This window comes from Pseudomonas sp. 37 R 15 (genome assembly GCF_900004865.1).
Lineage (GTDB): Bacteria > Pseudomonadota > Gammaproteobacteria > Pseudomonadales > Pseudomonadaceae > Aquipseudomonas > Aquipseudomonas fluorescens_AM.
This window is the reverse complement of sequence record NZ_CVTV01000011.1, coordinates 40,841-55,542: the sequence shown is the minus strand read 5'-3', so window position 1 is coordinate 55,542 and position 14,702 is coordinate 40,841. Positions and strand designations below refer to the sequence as shown.

At 60.7% G+C, this 14,702-nt stretch carries 15 protein-coding genes; 10 read left to right on the top strand and 5 right to left on the bottom strand.

Going from position 1 to position 14,702, the window contains the following annotated elements:
- Positions 1-2: 2 nt before the first annotated feature.
- Together BFQ04_RS02830 and BFQ04_RS02825 are read right to left on the bottom strand one after the other, a co-directional pair.
- Entirely contained in the window at positions 3-533 is a 531-nt protein-coding gene (locus BFQ04_RS02830; RefSeq protein WP_065949493.1) for a 4-vinyl reductase, read from the bottom strand.
- 52 nt (positions 534-585) lie between these two features.
- Positions 586-1,563, bottom strand: a complete 978-nt coding sequence (locus BFQ04_RS02825) for a dipeptidase (RefSeq protein ID WP_010207105.1) — start codon at positions 1,561-1,563, stop codon at positions 586-588.
- Between the two features lie 219 nt (positions 1,564-1,782).
- Between BFQ04_RS02825 and BFQ04_RS02820 the strand changes: the two genes are divergently transcribed.
- Together BFQ04_RS02820 and BFQ04_RS02815 are read left to right on the top strand one after the other, a co-directional pair.
- Positions 1,783-2,184 carry a lysozyme inhibitor LprI family protein gene (locus BFQ04_RS02820; RefSeq protein WP_065885435.1) on the top strand — a complete coding sequence of 134 codons (402 nt, stop codon included), beginning with the start codon at positions 1,783-1,785 and terminating at the stop codon, positions 2,182-2,184.
- 40 nt (positions 2,185-2,224) lie between these two features.
- Positions 2,225-2,641, top strand: a complete 417-nt coding sequence (locus BFQ04_RS02815; protein ID WP_065949492.1) for a DUF3010 family protein — start codon at positions 2,225-2,227, stop codon at positions 2,639-2,641.
- A gap of 391 nt (positions 2,642-3,032) precedes the next feature.
- On the opposite strand, the gene BFQ04_RS02810 is transcribed toward BFQ04_RS02815, so the two are convergent.
- Positions 3,033-3,977, bottom strand: coding sequence for a GlxA family transcriptional regulator (locus BFQ04_RS02810; protein ID WP_065949525.1), 945 nt, complete (start codon positions 3,975-3,977; stop codon positions 3,033-3,035).
- 193 nt (positions 3,978-4,170) lie between these two features.
- On the opposite strand from BFQ04_RS02810, the gene BFQ04_RS02805 reads away from it, so the two are divergent.
- The 5 genes from BFQ04_RS02805 to BFQ04_RS02785 all read left to right on the top strand — a co-directional run bounded on the left by BFQ04_RS02805 (position 4,171) and on the right by BFQ04_RS02785 (position 8,141).
- Positions 4,171-5,115: a choline ABC transporter substrate-binding protein gene (locus BFQ04_RS02805; RefSeq protein ID WP_065949491.1), complete on the top strand. Its 945-nt coding sequence runs from the start codon at positions 4,171-4,173 to the stop codon at positions 5,113-5,115.
- Between the two features lie 74 nt (positions 5,116-5,189).
- Positions 5,190-6,077: a 3-keto-5-aminohexanoate cleavage protein gene (locus tag BFQ04_RS02800; protein WP_065949490.1), complete on the top strand. Its 888-nt coding sequence runs from the start codon at positions 5,190-5,192 to the stop codon at positions 6,075-6,077.
- A gap of 63 nt (positions 6,078-6,140) precedes the next feature.
- Entirely contained in the window at positions 6,141-7,106 is a 966-nt protein-coding gene (locus BFQ04_RS02795) for an L-carnitine dehydrogenase (protein WP_065949489.1), read from the top strand.
- Between the two features lie 54 nt (positions 7,107-7,160).
- A complete protein-coding gene (locus BFQ04_RS02790) occupies positions 7,161-7,652 on the top strand; it encodes a thioesterase family protein (RefSeq protein ID WP_065949488.1) in 492 nt (163 codons plus the stop codon).
- A 225-nt stretch (positions 7,653-7,877) separates the two neighbouring features.
- Positions 7,878-8,141, top strand: coding sequence for a hypothetical protein (locus BFQ04_RS02785; RefSeq protein ID WP_065949487.1), 264 nt, complete (start codon positions 7,878-7,880; stop codon positions 8,139-8,141).
- Between the two features lie 89 nt (positions 8,142-8,230).
- Here the strand turns inward: BFQ04_RS02785 and BFQ04_RS02780 are convergent, their stop codons facing one another.
- Together BFQ04_RS02780 and BFQ04_RS02775 are read right to left on the bottom strand one after the other, a co-directional pair.
- Positions 8,231-9,334, bottom strand: a complete 1,104-nt coding sequence (locus tag BFQ04_RS02780) for a choline metabolism transcriptional regulator GbdR (RefSeq protein WP_065949486.1) — start codon at positions 9,332-9,334, stop codon at positions 8,231-8,233.
- Positions 9,335-9,825: 491 nt separating this feature from the next.
- On the bottom strand, positions 9,826-11,202 hold the full coding sequence (locus BFQ04_RS02775) for an L-serine ammonia-lyase (RefSeq protein ID WP_065949485.1): 1,377 nt from the start codon (positions 11,200-11,202) through the stop codon (positions 9,826-9,828).
- Between the two features lie 417 nt (positions 11,203-11,619).
- On the opposite strand from BFQ04_RS02775, the gene BFQ04_RS02770 reads away from it, so the two are divergent.
- The 3 genes from BFQ04_RS02770 (at position 11,620) to choV (ending at position 14,657) form a co-directional block, all read left to right on the top strand.
- Positions 11,620-12,567: a choline ABC transporter substrate-binding protein gene (locus BFQ04_RS02770; RefSeq protein WP_065949484.1), complete on the top strand. Its 948-nt coding sequence runs from the start codon at positions 11,620-11,622 to the stop codon at positions 12,565-12,567.
- Between the two features lie 69 nt (positions 12,568-12,636).
- The gene (gene choW / locus BFQ04_RS02765) at positions 12,637-13,482 is read left to right on the top strand and encodes a choline ABC transporter permease subunit (protein ID WP_003194913.1); all 846 of its coding nucleotides are present in this window, start codon (positions 12,637-12,639) and stop codon (positions 13,480-13,482) included.
- Positions 13,479-14,657: a choline ABC transporter ATP-binding protein gene (choV, locus tag BFQ04_RS02760; RefSeq protein ID WP_065949483.1), complete on the top strand. Its 1,179-nt coding sequence runs from the start codon at positions 13,479-13,481 to the stop codon at positions 14,655-14,657. Before choW ends, choV begins: the two co-directional genes overlap by 4 nt.
- The last annotated feature ends 45 nt before the right edge of the window (positions 14,658-14,702 follow it).

Sequence of the window (14,702 nt, the reverse complement as noted above, 5' to 3'; positions counted from 1 at the left end):
GCTTACAACGGCTTGACGGTGAACAGGCCGTCATCGTGGCCCTCTTCGGAGCCTCCGTAGACTTGCTCTGCAACAGTGCGAATCTGGCTGCCACGCGCCTGCAGAATCTGGTCCATGGCGCCGGCAAACCAGCCGGTGAACATGTAGTCGACCTTGCGCCCGACCTTGCCGTACACGTAGACAAACGCCGAGTGCTCAAGCTTGATGCTGGCGGTGCCTTTGTCGAGGTCGATGTCCTGGATCTTGAACAGGCCCCAGCCGCGTTGCGACAAGCGTTTCATGTAATGCTCGAACACCGCGACGCCTTCCAGGCCGTGGCATTCGGCTTCTTTTTCACACCAGTGCCAGGCGGATTTGTAGCCGGCCTTGTAGAGGATCTCGGCGTAGGCGTCGGCACCCAGTACGTCCTCGATGCCCATGTGGTTGTTGACGAAGAAATGACGCGGCACATACAGCATGGGCAGGGCGTCGGAGGTCCAGACACCGGTTTCGCTGTCGACTTCGATAGGCAATTGCGGGGCGATCTTGGCCATGGAAACTTAACTCCAGAAAAATTCGTTGTGGTGTTGCCGATAGGTGCCTGGCTTATTCGCCCCAGACGTCCTTCAAGACGTTGACCCAGTTCTCGCCCATGATCTTGCGTACCACGCGCTCGGGGTGGCCACGCTTGAGCAGGGTCTCGGTCAGGTTGGGAAACTCGCCCACGGTGCGGATGCCCAGCGGGTTGATGATCTTGCCGAAGCTGGTCAGGCGGCGGGCGTAGCCCTTGTCATGGGTCAGCATTTCAAAGAAATCCTGGCCATGGCCCTGGGTGAAGTCGGTGCCGATGCCGATGGCGTCTTCGCCGACGATGTTCATGGTGTATTCGATGGCTTCGGCGTAGTCGTCGATGGTCGAATCAATGCCCTTGGCCAGGAACGGCGCGAACATGGTCACGCCGACAAAGCCACCATGGTCGGCGATGAACTTGAGTTCTTCATCAGACTTGTTGCGCGGGTGCTCTTTGAGGCCCGATGGCAGGCAGTGGGAATAGCACACCGGCTTTTTCGATTCGAGGATGACTTCTTCGCTGGTCTTGGAACCGACGTGGGACAGGTCGCACATGATGCCGACACGGTTCATCTCGGCGACGATTTCGCGCCCGAACCCCGACAGGCCGCCGTCACGCTCGTAGCAGCCGGTACCGACCAGGTTCTGGGTGTTGTAGCACATCTGCACCACCCCGACGCCGAGCTGCTTGAAGATCTCGACGTAGCCGAGCTGGTCTTCGAACGCGTGGGCATTCTGGAAACCGAAGATGATGCCGGTCTTGCCCTGCTCCTTGGCCTTGCGAATATCGGCGGTGGTTTTCACCGGGATCACCAGGTCGCTGTTCTCGCGGATCAGGGTCTGGCTGGCAACGATGTTATTGATCGTGGCCTGGAAGCCTTCCCACACCGACACCGTGCAGTTGGCGGCGGTCAGGCCACCTTTGCGCATGTCTTCGAACAGGTCGCGGTTCCACTTGGCAATAATCAGACCGTCGATAACGATGCTGTCGGCGTGCAACTCGGCTGGGCTCATCAGGCGTCCCCTTATTGGCGATTCATGCGCCGAATCGTCTGCCGGCGCTTTGGGGCCAGCATATGCCCAGGGACCGACGGAGCCGGGTGCAAAAACGACAGGGGAATTGCCGAAAGCGTCAATCCACGACAAAGGCTGTTAAGAGAGGTCTGACTGGCGGCTGTTCTTTGTCTGACGCTTGAGCCAGAATTCCCGCATCACCTGATATGAGACGGCGCAATGAAATCGATTTTCCTGGCTTTGGCACTCATCGCAACCGGCGTCCACGCGGCCGAAGACACCGACAGCACGCCGTGTGACGGCATCGAGAACGACCAGCAAACCCTGGAATGCGCCACCTACAACAAAACCACCGCCGAGCAATTGCTCAAGGACAACTATCAGGGGCTGCTGGAACGCATGGGTTCGACCTACGGCAGCGACAAGACCAAACTGGCGGACATTACCGCCCGTCTGAAGGACGCCCAGCAAAAATGGGAAAAACTGCGCGACGCCGATTGCGCGGTGGATACCTTCCCGGCGGTGACCGGCACCAAGGCATACGCGATTGCGCACAACGACTGCCTGGCGCGGATGAGTGACGAGCGGTCGGAGTTTTTGGAGTCGATTGGGCAGGAATAAACGACAATCGCGCCACTTTTCTTCTGAACATAGGCTCTTCATGACTATCTGCGGCATTGAAATCAAAGGCAGCGAAGCCATCATCGCCGTCGCTTCGCTGGATAACCAGGCGCTGACCCACGTCGCCCTGACCACCAAGAAAATCGCCCTTGAAGACGACGATGAGGCCGCCAACGTCAAAGCCTTCGCCGCGCAGGTGAAGGCGTTCGTGCAGGCAAACGCCATCACCCGTATCGCGATCAAGAAGCGCAGCAAGAAAGGCGAATTCGCCGGAGGCCCGACGACGTTCAAGATTGAAGGGGTGTTTCAGTTGCTGGACGGGGTTGAAGTGACGCTTCTGTCACCGCAAACCATCAATGCGCAGAACAAAAAGCACAACGTTGACCTGCCTGCCACGCTGAACAAGTATCAGCATGAAGCTTACAAGGCGGCGTGTTCGGCCCTGCTGAAAAAATAAGCCACACCAAAATCTACTGTGGGAGGGGGCTTGCCCCCGATGGCGGTGTGTCAGTCACTTATGTGCTGCTGACCCACCGCTATCGGGGGCAAGCCCCCTCCCACATTGATCCGCGGTGCCTTTAGCTTCGTGTGTGGTGCGTTGAACAAGTTCAGCATGAGGCCTACAAAGCGGCGTGTTCGGCCTTGCTGAAAAAATAAGCCACACCAAAATCTACTGTGGGAGGGGGCTTGCCCCCGATGGCGGTGTGTCAGTCACTTATGTGCTGCTGACCCACCGCTATCGGGGGCAAGCCCCCTCCCACATTTGATCCGCGGTGCCGGCCGCTTTTATACCTAATTATGGAAACGACTCTAAATTATAGTCGCGCCTATAATTGACTAAAAAACGATCAAACCACCTCCCGTCGCCGATCCTCCCTCGGACATTTCGCAAACCTTGCCCGATAGCTACGAGTGAAATACGACGGCGACTCAAACCCGCAGGCTATGCTCACCTCCAGCACGCTCATGTCGCTCTGGCGCAGCAGTTTTCGGGCTTTTTCCAGGCGCAGGCCCAGGTAGAAGTTGCTCGGTGTGTCGTTCAAATGCAGGCGAAACAGCCGCTCCAGTTGGCGCCGGGTGACCTTGATCGCCTCGGCCAAGGCCAGGGTGCTCAGGGGCGGCTCGGTGTGCTGCTCCATCTCGCCGATCACCTGCACCAGTTTCTTGTTGGTGATGCCGTAGCGCGTGGCGATCTGCATGCGCTGGTGGTCTTTGCGCGGGCGGATGCGGCCCAGCACGAATTGTTCAGAGACCTGGATCGCCAACTCAGGGCCATAGGCCTGGGCGATCAGGTCGAGCATCAGGTCGATGGAGGCGGTGCCGCCGGCGCAGGTGATGCGGCGGCGGTCGATCTCGAACAGCTCCTGGGTGACGCTCAACTGCGGATACGATTCCTTGAACGCATCGATGGCTTCCCAGTGCAAGGTCAGACGATGGCCGTCGAGCAGGCCCGCTTCGGCCAGCACGCAGGCGCCGGTGTCGATCGCGCCGAGGGTTACGCCTTCGTGGTCAAGACGGCGTAGCCAGTGTTCCAGCGCAGGCGTGGCGAACTGCAGCGGCTCGAAGCCGGCCACCACCAATAAGGTCGCGCCTTTTTTCAGCGGCTCCAGCGCGGCATCGGCGTTGACCGACATGCCGTTGCTCGCCAGCACTGCACCGCCGTCGGCGCTCAATATGTGCCAGCGGTACAACTCGCCACGAAAGCGATTGGCCACGCGCAACGGCTCAAGGGCAGAGATAAAACCAATGGCCGAGAACCCCGGCATCAGCAAAAAATAAAAATCCTGGGACATGATGACGCTCTCGTAGGACGACCAGCGTGGCACTGTGATACTCCCGTTCAAGGGCGGATTCAAGCGCGCAGGTCGCTGCAGTGCAAGAGCCGGTCGCCGCTGTGCGTTTCGGCGCTGCCCAAGGGACGTAACTTGGCTGCACGGCGCACAAAGACGCCGGACCCCACAATAACGACCTGCCGAGGGCTCCACCATGAACCGACTGATCAGCCGTTGCGTGCTCGCATTCAGCGCCAGCGCCCTTTTGAGCACCCACGCCATGGCAGCGGATGCCGCTTCATGTCAGAACGTACGCCTGGGCGTGGTGAACTGGACTGACGTGATCGCCACCAGTGCCATGGCCCAGGTGCTGCTCGACGGCCTTGGCTACAAGACCAAACAGACCAGCGCTTCCCAACAGATTATCTTTGCCGGCATCCGCGACCAGCGCCTGGATCTGTTCCTGGGCTACTGGAACCCGCTGATGACCCAGACCATCACGCCGTTCGTCGACGCCAAGCAAGTCAAGGTGCTCGATAAACCCAGCCTGGAAGACGCCCGCGCCACTCTCGCCGTACCGACTTACCTGGCGGACAAGGGCCTGAAGACCTTTGCCGATATCGCCCGGTTCGAAAAAGAGCTGGGCGGCAAGATCTATGGCATCGAGCCGGGCTCGGGCGCCAATACCCAGATCAAGGCGATGATCGCCAAGAACCAGTTCGGCCTGGGCAAATTCCAACTGGTTGAATCCAGTGAAGCGGCCATGCTCTCTGCCGTCGACCGTGCAGTACGCCGCAAGGAAGCCGTGGTGTTCTTCGGCTGGGCGCCGCACCCGATGAACGTCAACGTCGCCATGACTTACCTCACCGGCAGCGACGACGCCCTGGGCCCGAACGAAGGCATGGCCACTGTGTGGACAGTCACCGCGCCGGCCTACGCAGAGCAATGCCCCAACGTGCACACACTGCTGACCAACCTGACCTTCACCGCCGCCGACGAGAGCCGGATGATGCAGCCTTTGCTGGATCACAAAGACCCTATCGAGTCGGCCAGGCAGTGGCTCAAGGATCACCCGCAAGACCAGGCGCGTTGGCTGGACGGCGTGACCACTTTCGATGGCAAGCCGGCTGCGGCCAACCTTCAACTGACCCGTCAATAACCTTTTCCAGAACACCGCTTCGCGGCCCCGACCGGCTGCGAATGGCACCCCCACGCCTGTAAGGAACCTGCCCCATGAACCATGACGTCATCATCACCTGCGCACTCACCGGTGCTGGCGACACGACCGCCAGAAGCCCGCATGTGCCGGTCACTCCCAAACAAATCGCGGCCGCCGCCGTGGAAGCCGCCAAGGCCGGCGCGACCGTGGTGCACTGCCATGTGCGTGACCCGCATACCGGCACGTTCAGCCGCGATGTGGCGCTGTACCGTGAAGTGATGGAGCGCATTCGCGAGGCCGACATCGACATCATCGTCAACCTCACCGCCGGCATGGGCGGCGACCTGGAGATCGGTGGCGGCGAGACCCCTATGGAGTTCGGCCCCAACACCGACCTGGTCGGCCCGCTGACCCGCCTGGCGCATGTCGAAGCATTGCTGCCGGAAATCTGCACCCTGGACTGCGGCACGCTGAATTTTGGCGATGGCGACACCATTTACGTGTCCACCCCCGCGCAACTGCGGGCGGGCGCCAAGCGTATCCAAGAACTGGGCGTGAAGGCCGAGCTGGAAATTTTCGACACCGGCCACCTGTGGTTCGCCAAGCAGATGATCAAGGAAGGTTTGCTCGACGACCCACTGTTTCAGCTGTGCCTGGGCATCCCGTGGGGCGCGCCGGCCGACACCACCACCATGAAAGCCATGGTCGACAACCTGCCCGCCGACGCGGTATGGGCCGGCTTCGGCATTGGCCGCATGCAGATGCCGATGGCCGCCCAGGCGGTGTTGCTGGGCGGCAACGTGCGGGTCGGCCTGGAAGACAACCTGTGGCTGGACAAGGGCGTGCTCGCCACCAATGGCCAACTGGTTGAACGCGCCAGCGAAATCCTCAGCCGCCTGGGCGCACGGGTCATGACCCCGGCCGAGGGCCGTATCAAGATGGGCCTGACCAAGCGCGGATAAACAATGTGGGAGGGGGCTTGCCCCCTCCCACAGGGGATCACCAAACTCTTTAGGAATGCACCCATGTGCTTTATCACAGAAATCAAAACCTTCGCCGCCCTGGGCAGCGGTGTTATCGGCAGCGGCTGGGTATCCCGCGCCCTCGCCCACGGCCTGGATGTCGTGGCCTGGGACCCGGCGCCCGGTGCCGAAGCGGCGTTGCGCAAACGCGTCGCCAATGCCTGGAGCGCCCTGGAGAAACAAGGCCTGGCCCCGGGCGCTTCCCAGGACCGCCTGCGCTTTGTCGCCACCATTGAAGAGTGCGTGAAAGACGCTGACTTCATCCAGGAAAGTGCCCCTGAACGCCTGGAGTTGAAACTGCAATTGCACAGCCAGATCAGCGCAGCAGCCAAGCCGGATGCGTTGATTGGGTCGAGTACGTCAGGGCTGTTGCCAAGCGAATTCTATGCAAGCTCGACCCACCCCGAGCGCTGCGTGGTCGGCCACCCGTTCAACCCGGTGTACCTGCTGCCCCTCGTGGAAGTGGTGGGCGGCAAGCGCACCGCGCCCGAGGCGATCCAGGCCGCGATCAAGGTGTATGAATCCCTCGGCATGCGCCCACTGCACGTGCGCAAGGAAGTGCCTGGGTTTATCGCTGACCGACTCCTGGAAGCGCTGTGGCGCGAGGCGCTGCATCTGGTCAACGATGGCGTGGCGACCACGGGTGAAATCGACGATGCGATTCGTTTTGGCGCCGGCCTGCGCTGGTCGTTCATGGGCACCTTCCTCACCTACACACTGGCGGGAGGCGACGCGGGCATGCGCCACTTCATGGCGCAGTTCGGTCCGGCATTGCAGTTGCCGTGGACGTATCTTCCCGCGCCCGAATTGACCGACACGTTGATTGACGATGTGGTGGCCGGCACAAGCAACCAACTGGGTAGCCACAGCATTTCGGCGCTGGAGCGCTATCGTGATGATTGCCTGCTGGCGGTGCTGGAGGCGGTGAAAACCACCAAGGCCAGGCACGGCATGACCTTCGCCGAATAACAAAATGTGGGAGGGGGCAAGCCCCCTCCCACATTCTTTACCGAGTACAGCCCCATGCCCGCATTAAAAACCTACACAACTAGAATCCAGCCCGACTGGGTGGACTACAACGGCCACCTGCGCGATGCGTTCTATTTGCTGATCTTCAGCTACGCCACCGATGCGCTGATGGACAAACTGGGTCTCGATAGCGACAACCGCGAAGCCAGCGGCCACTCGCTGTTCACGCTGGAGCTGCATTTGAACTACCTGCACGAAGTGAAGCTGGGGGCCGAGGTCGAGGTTCGCACCCAACTGATCGCCTTTGATGCCAAGCGCCTGCACCTCTATCACAGCCTGCATCTGCTGGGTGATGAAAAGGAGCTGGCCGGCAACGAACAGATGCTGCTGCATGTCGACCTGGCCGGTCCGCAGGCAACGCCGTTCACTGAGGCCACGCTGCACAAGCTCACCGCAATCAGCGCTGCACAGGCCGAGCTGCCACGGCCCGCCCTGCTCGGCCGGGTCATCGGTCTGCCAGCAAAAAAAGCCCCGATCCAGCCGTGACTGGATCGGGGCAGAGGTGCCTTGTGTGAGCCGTGCATCCCGAGGGTGACCAAACCGTCAAGCTGCGTGCCTGGCGCCAGTGTGCCTATTACTTGCACGGCCGAGTGACCCGAAAACGACCTGTTCATAGCCATCCGAGCCATTGCTCGATTCTGCGCTTGCCCACCGGCCGGGGGCCTACCAGAATCCAGCTCAATCACCGTTCCCTACACCAGGAAAAACGTCATGATGCACGCGGATTTGATTGACCAGGATGACCTGCTGGGCCAGCTGCGCTCGTTGGGTTTTGAAGTGTCCAGCGGTGCCACTGCCGAGCAGGCATGCGAGTGTGCGGTACGCGGTTTGAGCGAAGCGCGGGCCAAGGCGCTCAAAGGCATGGTGGAACAGATGTACACCGGCAAGGCGACGATTTTGCCGGCGGTGCGGCAGGCGATCGATAAGCAGTTGTTGCCGGCTTTGATGCAGTTCAAGCAGAACTCCGGCGCCTGATAGATCGCTAATCGGGGGCAAGCCCCCTCCCACAGGGAAACGCATTCCAAAGGTGGGAGGGGGCTTGCCCCCGATGCAGGCAACTCGGTTTAAAGCCGTACACTCGCGAAAGTCGACTCGTTCCTGGCCTGGCTCAGCGCCGACATCGGCCCCGACAGCGGTGACAGCACCAGTGCCTGCGGAATCGGCATCATCGCCACTTGCTGGGTGGTGTTGGAGCCTACGCGCTCGTCCCGTGGCGGAATGCCGAAGTATTCGCGGTAGCACTTGGAAAAATGCGGCGTGGACACAAAGCCGCACACCGACGCCACTTCGATGATCGACATCGGCGTCTGCTTGAGCAACTGCCGCGCACGGATCAAGCGCAGCTTGAGGTAATAGCGCGAGGGCGAACAGTGCAGGTATTTCTGGAACAGCCGCTCCAGCTGGCGACGCGACACAGCGACGTACACCGCCAGTTCGTCCAGGTCGATGGGCTCTTCCAGATTGGCCTCCATCAGCGCAACGATTTCCTGCAGCTTGGGCTGGTTGGTGCCGAGCATGTGCTTGAGCGGCACGCGCTGGTGATCCTGTTCGTTGCGGATGCGTTCGTACACAAACATCTCGGAGATGGCGGCCGACAGTTCACGGCCGTGGTCGCGGCTGATCAGGTGCAGCATCATGTCCAACGGCGCGGTGCCGCCGGAGCTGGTGAAGCGGTTGCGGTCGAGGGTGAACAGGCGGGTGCTCATGGCCACGCGGGGGAAGGCTTCCTGCATCGATGCCAGGCATTCCCAGTGCACGCTGCAATCGAAACCGTCAAGCAGACCCGCGCAGGCCAGGGCCCAACTGCCGGTGCACACCGCACCGAGACGACGGGATTGACGCGCCTGGCTTTGCAGCCACGACACGTGTTCGCGGGTGACGGTGCGCTGGATGCCCACGCCACCGCACACGATGACAGTGTCCAGGACCGGGGCCTTGTGCATGGCGGCATCGGGCGTGATCTGCAGACCGTCGCTGGCCCACACCTGGTTGCCGTCGACACTCAGGGTTGTCCAGCGATACAACTCGCGACCGGACAGCTGATTGGCCATGCGCAGGGGTTCCACGGCCGACGCCAGGGAAATCAGCGTGAAATTGTCCAGCAGCAAAAAGCCGATGGATTGAGGCGCACGGTTCTGGGGTTGAGCCCCGGAGTTGGACGACGTCATCACAGTATCTCCTCACACAAAGCAGGTGATGGCCTCAGGCGAGGCTCTTGTTATTGCGCTCATCCCTTGCAAGGGAGGAGGCTTTGAATTGATAGAGCAAATGCCATGCCTAAAATTGAATGGCCATTCAACAAATCCTGAAAACGACCTGTTGATGCGTCTATATGAGCCCGCGCATTAAACGCGGGATATAACGCACGGCGATGGGTGTTCAAGGGCTGTGAGCAGAACGGTAGCACTTGTGGGAAGGCGCTTTGCGGGTGTAGGAGGAGTCTGTCACCCAAAGCGCGGGGGACGACTGGCGGTGGGGTAAATCGTTCGCAGGCTACTTATCTATTTGCGACGCGCTAAAAGGTGGCGGTTTTCGTTGGGGTGTTCACTTTGTGAGCAGTATTGAGCGGACTACCGCTATCGGGGGCAAGCCCCCTCCCACAGGGCAACGCATTTCAAATGTGGGAGGGGGCTTGCCCCCGATAGCAGGCGACGCGGTCTCAGCACTCGACAGCACTGACCGCCAACCCGCCCCGCGAGGTCTCTTTGTACTTGTCATGCATATCCGCCCCGGTATCACGCATGGTGCGGATCACCCGGTCCAGGGAGATAAAGTGCTGGCCGTCGCCGCGCAAGGCCATCTGCGCCGCATTGATCGCCTTCACCGCCGCAATCGCGTTGCGCTCGATGCACGGCACTTGCACCAGGCCGCCCACCGGGTCGCAGGTCAGGCCCAGGTTATGTTCCAGGCCGATTTCCGCGGCGTTGCACAGTTGCTCCGGTGTGGCGCCGAGAATTTCGGCCAGGCCTGCGGCGGCCATGGCGCAGGCGGAACCCACTTCGCCCTGGCAGCCGACTTCGGCACCGGAGATCGAGGCGTTCTTCTTGCACAGAATGCCCACTGCCGCCGCACCGAGCAGGTAGTCGACCACATTGGCCTCAGTCACTTCCTCACTGAACTTCATGAAATAGTGCAGCACGGCCGGAATGATCCCCGCCGCGCCATTGGTGGGTGCGGTGACCATGCGCCCACCGGCGGCATTTTCTTCGTTGACCGCCAGGGCGAACAGGTTGACCCACTCCATGGCACTCAAGGTCGAACCGATCACATTCGGCTTGCCCAGCTCCTGCAGGCTGCGGTGCAACTTGGCAGCGCGACGGCGCACATTGAGACCGCCGGGCAGGATGCCCTCGTGCTTGAGACCCTGCTCCACACAGTCCTGCATGGCGCGCCAGAGTTTCATCAGGCCGCTGCGGATTTCTTCTTCGCAGCGCCAGACCTTCTCGTTGGCCAACATCAACTCCGCGACCCGCAGGTTGTGGGTCTTGCACAGCTGCAACAGCTCTGCGGCGCTGGAAAAATCATAGGGCAGCTCGGTGCTGTCCATGTCGGCAACACCGCTGCGGGCCTGGGCTTCATCCACCACAAAACCGCCGCCTACCGAGTAGTAGGTGTCGCGGTGCAACTCGCCGTCATCCCCCCACACCACCAGGGTCATGGCGTTGGGATGGAACGGCAGGTTTTCGTCGAGCAGGCGCATGTCCCGCGACCATACGAACGGCACCGGCAAACGGCCGTCGAGCTGCAAGGTGTCGGTTTCGCGCAGCGTGTGAATGCGCACGCCGATCTGCGACGGGTCGATCGCGTCCGGCCACTCGCCCATCAGGCCCATGATGGTGGCGGTGTCGCTGCCATGGCCGATGCCGGTGGCCGACAAGGAGCCGTACAGCTGAACTTCGACCCGCCTGACCTGTTCCAACAGGTCGCGTTCACGCAATGCTTGAACGAACAACGCCGCGGCGCGCATGGGGCCGACGGTGTGAGAACTCGAAGGCCCGATGCCGATCTTGAACAGGTCGAAAACGCTGATAGCCATTAACGTGGAACTCCTCGATAAGCACGGGCCGGGCTTGAACGAGGTGCTACGCTCAGATCGCCCAGATGGCGGCATCATCAAGCTTTTGTTGCCGCTCACGGCGTCTCACACCGACGCACCCATGCTCACCAGCGTCGCTCGCGTGTAATGGCCTGTTTTGGGCGTTTTTTGCGGTGCAGAAGGGTAAAAACAGCGGTTTTACCTTTGGAAAAATCTGTAAGCGACGTCACCGACACTGGATGCGACCCTCCCTGTACTGGATACGACGCCCCCTGTAGGCGTCAGATTTTCACTGGTACATGATCAGTCTCGACTCGTTTGCAAGGCACCGTGCCAGAGCTGCCCGACGCACACTCCAATAGCAGCACTTATAAAGCGCGGCGAATGCCGCCAGAAAAAACACAGGAGTCTACCCCGATGAAAGGTTCACCCTCGTTGTTGTTGGCCGCCATGCTGAGTCTGCCGGTCATGGCGCACGCCGCAGAACCGGAACAGTGCAAGACCGTCAACTTCTCCGATGTCGGCTGGACCGACATCACCGTCACCACCGCGACCACCAGCGAAATCCTCAAGGGCCTGGGCTACAAGCCACGCACCACGATGATTTCGGTCCCAGTGACCTACAAGTCCCTGGCCGACGGCAAGAACATGGACATCTTCCTCGGCAACTGGATGCCGACCATGGAAAACGACATCAAGCAGTACCGCGAAGCCGGCACCGTGGAAACCGTACGCGCCAACCTGGAGAACGCCAAGTACACCCTGGCGGTGCCCGAGGCGCTGTATGACAAGGGCCTGAAAGACTTCGCCGATATCGCCAAATTCAAGGACGAGCTGGGCGGCAAGATCTACGGCATCGAGCCGGGCAACGACGGCAACCGCACCATCCAGACGTTGATCGACAAAGACGCCTTCGGCCTCAAGACCGCCGGTTTCAAAGTGGTCGAATCCAGTGAAGCCGGGATGCTCTCCCAGGTTGAACGCGCCTCCAAGCGCAACCAGGCCATCGTGTTCCTCGGCTGGGAACCGCACCCGATGAACACTCGCTTCAAGATGAAGTACCTGACCGGGGGTGACGATTCGTTCGGCCCCAACTACGGCCAGGCCACCATCTACACCAACACCCGCAAGGGCTACACCCAGGAATGCAGCAACGTTGGCCAGTTGCTGAAAAACCTGGTGTTCACGCTGGACATGGAAAGCACCCTGATGGGTAACGTCCTGGACGACAAGATGAAGGCCGACGCCGCCGCCAGGGCCTGGCTGCAGAAGAACCCGCAAGTGCTCGACACCTGGCTGGCCGGTGTCACCACGGTCGATGGCAAACCAGGACTCGACGCCGTCAAGGCTTACCTCGCCAAATAGCACCCGCTGACCCCGGGGCGGTGCGCTGCCCCGGGATGTTTCCCTCTTCGCATGTGGACATTCACTACCATGCTGACTGAACAGAAAATCCCACTAGGCCAGTACATCGCTGCCTTCGTCGACTGGTTGACCCAACACGGTGCCAACTACTTCGACGCAATCGCATCGACACTGGAAACGATGATCCACGGCGTGACGTTTGCGCTGACCTGGTTCAATCCGCTGGCATTGATCGGTCTGATTGCGCTGCTGGCTCACTTTATTCAACGCAAATGGGGCCTGACGGTGTTTGTCATCGCCTCCTTCCTGCTGATCCTCAACCTGGGGTACTGGCAGGAAACCATGGAAACCCTCGCCCAGGTGCTGTTCGCCACCCTGGTCTGCGTGGTCATCGGCGTGCCGCTGGGCATTGTTGCCGCGCACAAGCCGATGTTCTACACCATGATGCGGCCGGTACTCGATCTGATGCAGACCGTGCCGACCTTCGTCTACCTCATCCCTACCCTGACCCTCTTCGGGCTGGGTGTGGTGCCCGGGCTGATTTCCACGGTGGTGTTCGCGATTGCCGCGCCGATCCGCCTGACCTACCTAGGTATCCGCGACGTACCGCAGGAGTTGATGGACGCCGGCAAGGCCTTCGGCTGCTCGCGCCGCCAGTTGCTCTCGCGCATTGAACTGCCCCACGCCATGCCGAGCATTGCCGCCGGCATTACCCAATGCATCATGCTGTCGTTGTCGATGGTGGTGATCGCGGCGCTGGTGGGTGCCGACGGCCTCGGCAAGCCGGTGGTCAACGCACTGAACACGGCCGATATCGCCCTGGGCTTTGAAGCGGGCCTGGCAATCGTGTTGCTGGCCATCATGCTCGACCGTATCTGCAAACAACCCGACGCCAAAGTAGGGGGTGATGCATGAGCATTATCCGATTCGACAAAGTCGACGTGATCTTCTCCAAAGACCCACGCGAAGCGCTCAAGCTGCTGGACCAGGGCATGAGCCGTAACGAAATCCTGAAAAAGACCGGGCAGATTGTCGGCGTTGAAAACGCCAGCCTGGATATCGAGAAAGGCGAGATCTGTGTGCTGATGGGCCTGTCGGGCTCCGGCAAATCGAGCCTGCTGCGCTGCATCAACGGCCTCAACACGGTCAGCCGTGGCCAACTGTTTGTGGAGCATGAAGGTCGCCAGATCGACATCGCCTCCTGCACGCCGGCCGAGCTGAAAATGATGCGCACCAAACGCATCGCCATGGTGTTCCAGAAGTTCGCCCTGATGCCCTGGCTGACGGTGCGCGAGAACATCAGCTTCGGCCTGGAAATGCAGGGCCGCCCGGAAAAGGAGCGGCGCACGCTGGTCGATGAAAAACTCGAACTGGTGGGCCTGACCCAATGGCGCAACAAGAAGCCGGACGAGCTGTCCGGCGGCATGCAACAGCGCGTCGGCCTGGCCCGAGCGTTGGCGATGGACGCCGATATCCTGCTGATGGACGAACCCTTCTCCGCCCTCGACCCTTTGATTCGCCAAGGCTTGCAGGATGAACTGCTGGAACTGCAGCGCAAGCTGAGCAAGACCATCGTGTTCGTCAGCCACGACCTCGACGAAGCCCTCAAGCTGGGCAGCCGCATCGCGATCATGAAAGACGGCAAGATCATCCAGTACAGCGTGCCCGAAGAGATCGTGCTGAACCCGGCGGACGACTATGTGCGTACCTTCGTTGCCCACACCAACCCGCTGAACGTGCTGTGCGGCCGCAGCCTGATGCGCACTGTGGATAACTGCACCCACGTCAACGGCTCGATCAGCCTGGACCCGGGCGGTGACTCGTGGCTTGACCTGACTGAAGGCAACGTCATCAAGGGCGCTCGCCAGAATGGCACGCCGTTGAACCTGCAGAACTGGGCGCCGGGGCAACCGGTGGAAGGTTTGGGCCGGGCGCCGACGTTGGTGGACTCGAATATCGGCATGCGTGATGCGTTGCAGATTCGGTATCACACCGGGAATAAGTTGGTGTTGCAGGACAATGACAAGGTGGTGGGGATTCTGGGGGACAGTGAGTTGTATCACGCGCTCTTAGGCAAAAACCTGGGTTAAGCCACACCGCAAAGCAAATGTGGGAGCGGGCTTGCTCGCGAATGC

What these genes read in the sequence shown, in the direction of transcription:
- choV (WP_065949483.1), top strand. Translation starts at nt 13,479, where the DNA reads ATGAGCATTATCCGATTCGACAAAGTCGACGTGATCTTCTCCAAAGAC.
- BFQ04_RS02805 (WP_065949491.1), top strand. Translation starts at nt 4,171, where the DNA reads ATGAACCGACTGATCAGCCGTTGCGTGCTCGCATTCAGCGCCAGCGCC.
- choW (WP_003194913.1), top strand. Translation starts at nt 12,637, where the DNA reads ATGCTGACTGAACAGAAAATCCCACTAGGCCAGTACATCGCTGCCTTC.
- BFQ04_RS02815 (WP_065949492.1), top strand. Translation starts at nt 2,225, where the DNA reads ATGACTATCTGCGGCATTGAAATCAAAGGCAGCGAAGCCATCATCGCC.
- BFQ04_RS02800 (WP_065949490.1), top strand. Translation starts at nt 5,190, where the DNA reads ATGAACCATGACGTCATCATCACCTGCGCACTCACCGGTGCTGGCGAC.
- BFQ04_RS02825 (WP_010207105.1), bottom strand. Translation starts at nt 1,563, where the DNA reads ATGAGCCCAGCCGAGTTGCACGCCGACAGCATCGTTATCGACGGTCTG.
- BFQ04_RS02810 (WP_065949525.1), bottom strand. Translation starts at nt 3,977, where the DNA reads ATGTCCCAGGATTTTTATTTTTTGCTGATGCCGGGGTTCTCGGCCATT.
- BFQ04_RS02820 (WP_065885435.1), top strand. Translation starts at nt 1,783, where the DNA reads ATGAAATCGATTTTCCTGGCTTTGGCACTCATCGCAACCGGCGTCCAC.
- BFQ04_RS02795 (WP_065949489.1), top strand. Translation starts at nt 6,141, where the DNA reads ATGTGCTTTATCACAGAAATCAAAACCTTCGCCGCCCTGGGCAGCGGT.
- BFQ04_RS02830 (WP_065949493.1), bottom strand. Translation starts at nt 533, where the DNA reads ATGGCCAAGATCGCCCCGCAATTGCCTATCGAAGTCGACAGCGAAACC.
- BFQ04_RS02785 (WP_065949487.1), top strand. Translation starts at nt 7,878, where the DNA reads ATGATGCACGCGGATTTGATTGACCAGGATGACCTGCTGGGCCAGCTG.
- BFQ04_RS02770 (WP_065949484.1), top strand. Translation starts at nt 11,620, where the DNA reads ATGAAAGGTTCACCCTCGTTGTTGTTGGCCGCCATGCTGAGTCTGCCG.
- BFQ04_RS02775 (WP_065949485.1), bottom strand. Translation starts at nt 11,202, where the DNA reads ATGGCTATCAGCGTTTTCGACCTGTTCAAGATCGGCATCGGGCCTTCG.
- BFQ04_RS02790 (WP_065949488.1), top strand. Translation starts at nt 7,161, where the DNA reads ATGCCCGCATTAAAAACCTACACAACTAGAATCCAGCCCGACTGGGTG.
- BFQ04_RS02780 (WP_065949486.1), bottom strand. Translation starts at nt 9,334, where the DNA reads ATGACGTCGTCCAACTCCGGGGCTCAACCCCAGAACCGTGCGCCTCAA.